Below are 6284 nucleotides of genomic sequence, written 5' to 3' on the forward strand. Positions count from 1 at the left end.
GTGTTGTGTCCGGAACCTGGTTCCGTCTTGTCCGGAACCTGGTTCCACGGGGAGGGGCAGCGCCGCGCGCTGGGCTTCGAGCGCGCGCTACGCCTCGAGCGCGCGCCGCGCCTCCGGGTCGGCCCCGTCGAGGAACGCCGTCAACCGCTCCGGCTCGCCCTCCTCGCCGATCGCCTCGGCCGCCCGCCGCAGCGCGAACAACGCCCGGAGGACGCCGCGGTTCGGCTCGTGCGACCACGGCACGGGCCCGGCCCCGCGCCAGCCGGCCTTCCGGAGTGCGTCGAGTCCGCGGTGGTACCCGACCCGGGCGTAGGCGTACGACTCGAGCGTCGCACCGCGCGCCCAGGCCTCGTCGGCGAGGAGTGCCCACGCCAGGCTCGACGACGGGTGCGACACCACCACGGAGGCGACGGGGGCGTCCGCGGCGAGCGCCGACGTCACCTCCGGTTCCTCGGGCAGCAGGGTCTCGGGGGTGGCGGGGTTCGGCAGCAGGTTCTCCGGCATGCCTCCAGCCTGTCACGGGAGAGCCGACCCCCGCGCGCCGACGGCCGACCGGCGGCCGGTCGGATCTTGCGCGCCGTGGACGGCGGGCTTACCGTGGTGGTCCACCCCGTCGTCACCTCGGGGTCGCGGTGTGGGACGACCGGCCGCCGCCACGGGTGACGGCCACGGGGGTCCCCGACGGAAGCAGACGAGTTGCTGTCGATCACCGGTTCCGCTCAGCCCACGCGCTGACACCGTGATCGCGCCCGCCGTCGGGCGCTCCACCGCTCGTGCCCGACCGCACGGTGGTGGCTCCGGTGTCGTGCGCCCAGCATCGACAACCGGGGAGGCACCCGCATGCCCATCAGTCCGTCCGTCGTCCTGAACGACCTCAGTTTCGCCTGGCCCGACGGCTCCGTCGCGCTCGACCACCTCACCGCCGCCTTCGGCCGCGGCCGCACCGGCCTGGTCGGGAGGAACGGGGCCGGCAAGTCCACCCTCGTCCGGTTGGTCACGGGGCAGCTCCACCCCACCTCGGGATCGGTCACGACGACCGGTCCGGTCGACCTGCTGCCGCAGCGCCTGACCGCGCGGCCCGATGACACCGTCACGGACCTCCTCGGCATCCGAGCGACGGTCAGGGCGCTCCGCGCGGTCCTCGGCGGCGACGCGTCACCGGAGCACTTCGACGTCATCGGCGACGACTGGGACGTCGAGGAGCAGGCCGCCGCCGCACTGTCCGGCATCGGGCTCGGGCTCGACGGCTCCGACCTCGATCGCCCCGTGTCGACGCTGTCCGGCGGGCAGGCCGTGCTCGTCGCCGTCGCCGGGATCCGGATGCGTCGAGCACCGATCGTGTTCCTCGACGAGCCGACGAACAACCTCGACCGGCGTGCCCGCGGTGTCCTGCTCGACAAGGTCGACGGTTGGTCGGGGACGCTCGTGCTCGTCAGCCACGACCGAGAGCTGTTGGAGCACGTGGACGAGACGTGCGAGCTGCGCTCCGGGGCGCTGACGGTGTTCGGTGGCACGTTCAGCGCGTACGAGGAGCACCTCGCGGTGCAGCAGGCCGCCGCCCAGCGCGAGGTCCGGGTCGCCGAGCAGCGGCACCGGACCGAGAAGCGGCAGCGCATCGAGGCGGAGACGAAGATCGCTCGGCGTGCCCGCTCGGGGAAGAAGGCCGCCGAGGGCATGCCGAAGATCTTCGCGAACGAGATGCGGAAGCGTGGCGAGCAGACCGCCGGGCGGCTCCGGACCGGCTACGCCGAGGACGAGGCTGCGGCGCTGACGGCGAAGCACGAAGCGGAGGCCCGGCTGCGGGTCGACGAGTCGATCACGGTCGCACTGCCCGATCCGGACGTGCCGGCCTCCCGGTCGATCGCCACCGTGACCGTCCGGGGTCGGGACGCCATCGTGCAGGGCCCGGAACGGATCGCGGTCGCGGGCGACAACGGGGTCGGCAAGACGACGCTGCTCGAGCAGCTGGTCGGCCTCCCCGCCGCCCGCGAGCACCCGCTCCCGGGCACCGGTGCCGTCGCGCACGTCGACCGGATCGGCTACCTGCCGCAGCGGAAGGACTCGCTCGACGACGCCGCGACCGTGTTCGACAACGTCCGCCGGCACGCCCCGAGCGCGAGCGACGCCGAGGTGAAGAACCGGCTCGCCCGGTTCCTCGTGCGCGGGGACGCCGTCGACCGGCTCGCCGGGGACCTCTCCGGCGGCGAGCGGTTCCGGGTGGCACTGGCCGCGCTCGTGCTCGCGGACCCGCCGCCCCAGCTGCTGGTGCTCGACGAACCGACGAACGACCTCGACCTGACGAGTGTCGACCAGCTGGTCGACGCGCTGCGGTCCTACCGGGGTGCACTCGTGGTCGTGAGCCACGACGAGACGTTCCTCGAGCGGCTCGACCTCACGACCCGGATCGAGCTGTCGTGACCGGGGCTGCGGGCCGCGGCCCCGGCACTGGCCCTGGCACCGACGCCGACCCCGGCTCCGGCCCTACGGTCAGCGGCGCTTCGTCGGCCGGATCGCGAGCGACTCGACCGTGCCGCGCTCCGGCAGGTCGACCACGGTGCGGACCGCGGCGGCGACGTCCTCCGGCGCGAGGTAGTACGCGGTGTCGTAGTCCTCGCCGAGCTTCTCGGTGAGGGCGCGCTGCATGTCCGAGTCGGTCCGGCCCGGGTGCACGCTCGACACCCGGACGCCGTTCGCGCGCTCTTCCTCGCGGAGCGCGTCGGCGAAGGCACGGAGGGCGAACTTCGACGCCGCGTAGACCCCGCCGCCGGGGCCGGAGTGGAAGCCCGAGCCGCTGTTGATCGGCACGACGATGCCCCTGGCCGCGCGGAGTGCCGGCAGCGCGCGACGGGTGAGCTCGGCGACCGCGAACAGGTTCGTCGCGAAGACCCGTTCCCACACGGCGCGCTCGGTGTCCGCGACGGTGGTGCCCTCCTCGACGCCGGCGTTGTGCACGAGGACGTCGAGGCGATCCGGCAGGGCGGGGGTGTCACCAGCCCCGAGGTCGCCGACGAACGGCGACGCGTGCGGGAGCTCGGCGACGAGGGCGTCGACGGCCTCAGCGCTCCGGCCGCCGACGAACACGTGGTGCGTGCGCCCGAGGTCCTGCGCGATCGCCCGGCCGATCCCGCGGGTCGCACCCGTCACGAGGGCGGTGGGCAGGCTGACGGGAGGCGCGGTGTCGGTCATGCGCACCAGCCTACGGATGCGGTCTGACGGGGCCGCACCGTGCCTCCAGGCCGGGTCGTGGCGGTGGCGGTCCGGCGGGAGCCGACCGACACAGCTGTGGTCCGACCGCGCCGGCAGGCGCGTCAGCGGGAAGCGACGGACGAGCCGCGCCGACGGCGGAGCACCACCCACCCGACTCCGCCGGCCGCGACCACCAGGGCGATCGCGACGACGCCCCACGGCGAGCCCGCGAACGCGGCGAGCACCGCCCAGAACAGGGCCAGCCCGACCGTCGCGTAGACGAGCGCCCACGCGACGCAGCCAATCAGCATGGCGACCGTGTACCGCCACCACGGGACCCGGGCGACCCCCGCGGCGGCGTTGAGGACGGTCTGCAGCCCCACGGTCAGGAAGCTGACCGAGACCACCGGCAGGCCGAAGCGGTCGAGGAGCGCGGACCCCCGACGGACGGCAGCCGAGTCGAGCCACCGCCCCCAGCGGGAGCGCGACGCCCCGGAGACGGCCAACCGTGCCAGCCAGTACGTGGCCTGCGCACGGCAGAACACGATGACGAGCAGGGTGGCGACGAGCGGCCAGAACGGCAGGTCGTCGAGGAAGGACGGCACGGGCGAACGGTAACGGCGCTCGCCGGGAATGTGCTCAGTCGCGGCCGGTCGCGCTCGCGGGGGTCAGTCCCACCCCACAGGGTCAGTCGCGGTCGGCGCCCTGCCGGATCTTGATGCCCTGGAGGACGTCCTTCGCGCGCTGCTCGTCCTGCTTCTCGATCTGCCGGGTGTCGCGCTCCGGGAGCTGGATGTCCTCCTCGGCGCGGATGCCGGCCTGCAGTTCCCGACCGCGTTCGAGCTCGGCGTCGAACTCCGCGCCGAACAGCAGCGCGTTGTTCGTGATCCAGATCCAGAGCAGGAAGACGATCACACCACCGAGCGAGCCGTACGTGGCGTTGTAGTTCGAGAAGTTGCCGACGTAGAACCCGAAGCCGAGGCTCGCGATGATCCAGATCAGGATGGCGACGATCGAGCCGCCGCTCACCCAGCGGAACTTCGGCTGCTCGACGTTCGGCGCCCAGTAGTACAGCACCGCGACCACGATCACGGCGATCACGAGCAGGACGGGCCACTGCACGATGAGCAGCACGGTCGCGGCGGCGTCCCCGAGCCCGATGAGGTCACCGGCGCTCTTCGCGAACGGACCGCTGAGGAGGACGACGAGGCCGAGGACGAGCAGGACGACCGTGAACAGGGTCACGCCGAGCATCGTCGGCCGGAGCTTCCAGATCGGCCGCCCCTCGCGGACGTTGTAGATGCGGTTCATCGCACGGCCGAAGGCGCCGACGTACCCGGAGGCCGACCAGAGCGCGCCGAGCAGACCGACGATGAACGTGATCGGCGCAGCGGGCGACCGGACGAGTCCCTCGATCGGGTCCTGCAGGAGCTTCGCCACGTCGCCGCCGCCGATGTTCCGCACGACCGCGAGCACGTTCTCGATGGTCTTCGTCGGGTCAGACACGAGGCCGAGGATCGAGACCACGGCCAGGATCCCGGGGAAGAGCGCGAGCACGGTGTAGTACGTCAGGCTCGCGGCCAGGTCGGTGCACTGGTCGCTGGAGAACTCGCGGAGCGTCTTCTTCAGCGTGTAGACGACGGTCGGCTTCGTAAGGTCGGTGGGTCCGTCCGGCTTGCGCGGGTCGTCCGCGTCGGGCTTCTGTCGTTCGCGCGCCATGATCAGCCCTTCGCCGCGGTCTTGGCCGCTGCCTTGGAAGCCGCCTTCGCACGGGCGGCGGCCTGCTTGCGGTTCTTCGTCGCTCGGCGCTGCACGGCGGCGATGCCGGCGCGCTGCTTCACCCGGTTGCGGTGCATCGGGTCACGCTCGAGCGCTTCCTCCGCCGCCTTCTTCCGAGCCTTCCGGCCCTTCCGACCGGGCTGGGACTGCTCAGCGGCTCCTGGGCCGTCGCCACCGCGCGCACCGAAGGGCAGCAGCGTGGTGAACGCGGTCTGCGCCGGCGGTCGGGCGAGGTGTCCGGCGTCGGTACGGCCGATCCGCGCTCCGAGGATGATCGCGGCGACACCGGCCGCGGCGGTGATGCCCATCGCCACGAGCGGGGTCGGGTCGCGGTGCCAGCGCTGCTTCGTCTTCGCGATCGCCAGGCGGGTGCGCGCGGGCACGTCCGCACGGCGGCGGATCTCCGCCACGGTGTCCGTGATGCCCTCGCGGGCACGGGTGTTCGCGAGTTCGAGCTCGGGGAGGCTGTCGTTGGCCATGCATCGTGCCTACCAGGGCCGATCCGCAACGGCCCACAGTTCGGGGCGTCTACGGTGCCGGGCATGTTGTTCCGAGACGTCGCCGAGGGCATCCACCGGCTGGAGGTCGCCCACACCAACACCTACCTCGTCGAGACCGGCGACCGGCTGCTCGTGGTCGACGCCGGCCTCCCCGCGGTGTGGCCGCACCTGCAGCTCGCCGTGCGGGACCTCGGCTACACGCCGGCCGCGGTCGAGGCCCTGCTCCTCACCCACGGGCACTTCGACCACGTCGGGACGGCGGACCGGATGCGCCGGGAGTGGGGCACGCCCGTGTACGTGCACCCCGGCGACCGCGATCTGGCCGCGCACCCGTACTCCTACCGGCCGCAGACGAACCGGTTCGGATTCGTCGCGGTGCACCCGGGCGGCCTCGCGCCCCTCGGACGGATGCTCCTCGCCGGGGCGGCCTGGGTGTCGGGAGTCTCGGACACGAGGCCACTCGAGTCCCGGGCGGAGGTCCCCGGGTCGCCGTGGATCATCGAGACCCCGGGGCACACCGACGGGCACGTGGCGCTGCACTTCGCCGACCGGGACGCCGTCGTAGTCGGGGACGCGCTCGTGACGTTCGACCCGTACACGGGCGGGATCGGACCGCGGGTGGTCGCTCCGGCGGCGACGGCGGACGTACCGGAGGCGGTCGCGTCACTCGACCGGCTCGTCGACACGGAGGCGCGGCACGTGCTGCCGGGGCACGGTCCGGCGTGGTCGCTCGGGGTGCGGGCCGCGGTCGCGCAGGCGCGGAGGGCGGCCAGAGCCGCTTAGCGGCTCGCGGTCGTGCCGCGCCGCGCCGTGCCGTGC

The 6284-nt window shown here is 73.2% G+C and carries 7 protein-coding genes; 2 read left to right on the plus strand and 5 right to left on the minus strand.

Annotated features, from left to right (window positions below; all coding sequences use genetic code 11):
• Nucleotides 1–87 precede the first annotated feature (87 nt).
• Complete coding sequence (locus tag ACSW7Y_RS15535) at nt 88–504, minus strand: DUF3151 domain-containing protein (protein WP_438127145.1); 417 nt, start codon at nt 502–504, stop codon at nt 88–90.
• Between the two features lie 336 nt (nt 505–840).
• On the opposite strand from ACSW7Y_RS15535, the gene ACSW7Y_RS15540 reads away from it, so the two are divergent.
• Nucleotides 841–2418, plus strand: coding sequence for an ABC-F family ATP-binding cassette domain-containing protein (locus ACSW7Y_RS15540; protein ID WP_438127146.1), 1578 nt, complete (start codon nt 841–843; stop codon nt 2416–2418).
• A 69-nt stretch (nt 2419–2487) separates the two neighbouring features.
• Here ACSW7Y_RS15540 and ACSW7Y_RS15545 read toward each other — a convergent pair whose 3' ends face one another.
• From ACSW7Y_RS15545 to ACSW7Y_RS15560, 4 genes are all read right to left on the minus strand, one after another.
• Entirely contained in the window at nt 2488–3186 is a 699-nt protein-coding gene (locus ACSW7Y_RS15545; RefSeq protein WP_438127147.1) for an SDR family oxidoreductase, read from the minus strand.
• Nucleotides 3187–3308: 122 nt separating this feature from the next.
• Complete coding sequence (locus ACSW7Y_RS15550) at nt 3309–3791, minus strand: DedA family protein (RefSeq protein ID WP_438127148.1); 483 nt, start codon at nt 3789–3791, stop codon at nt 3309–3311.
• An 82-nt stretch (nt 3792–3873) separates the two neighbouring features.
• Complete coding sequence (locus tag ACSW7Y_RS15555) at nt 3874–4905, minus strand: YihY/virulence factor BrkB family protein (protein ID WP_438127149.1); 1032 nt, start codon at nt 4903–4905, stop codon at nt 3874–3876.
• 2 nt (nt 4906–4907) lie between these two features.
• Complete coding sequence (locus ACSW7Y_RS15560) at nt 4908–5444, minus strand: hypothetical protein (RefSeq protein WP_438127150.1); 537 nt, start codon at nt 5442–5444, stop codon at nt 4908–4910.
• Nucleotides 5445–5507: 63 nt separating this feature from the next.
• On the opposite strand from ACSW7Y_RS15560, the gene ACSW7Y_RS15565 reads away from it, so the two are divergent.
• Complete coding sequence (locus ACSW7Y_RS15565; protein WP_438127151.1) at nt 5508–6248, plus strand: MBL fold metallo-hydrolase; 741 nt, start codon at nt 5508–5510, stop codon at nt 6246–6248.
• The last annotated feature ends 36 nt before the right edge of the window (nt 6249–6284 follow it).

The sequence above is a fragment of the Curtobacterium flaccumfaciens genome (assembly GCF_051548005.1).
Taxonomy (GTDB): Bacteria; Actinomycetota; Actinomycetes; order Actinomycetales; family Microbacteriaceae; genus Curtobacterium.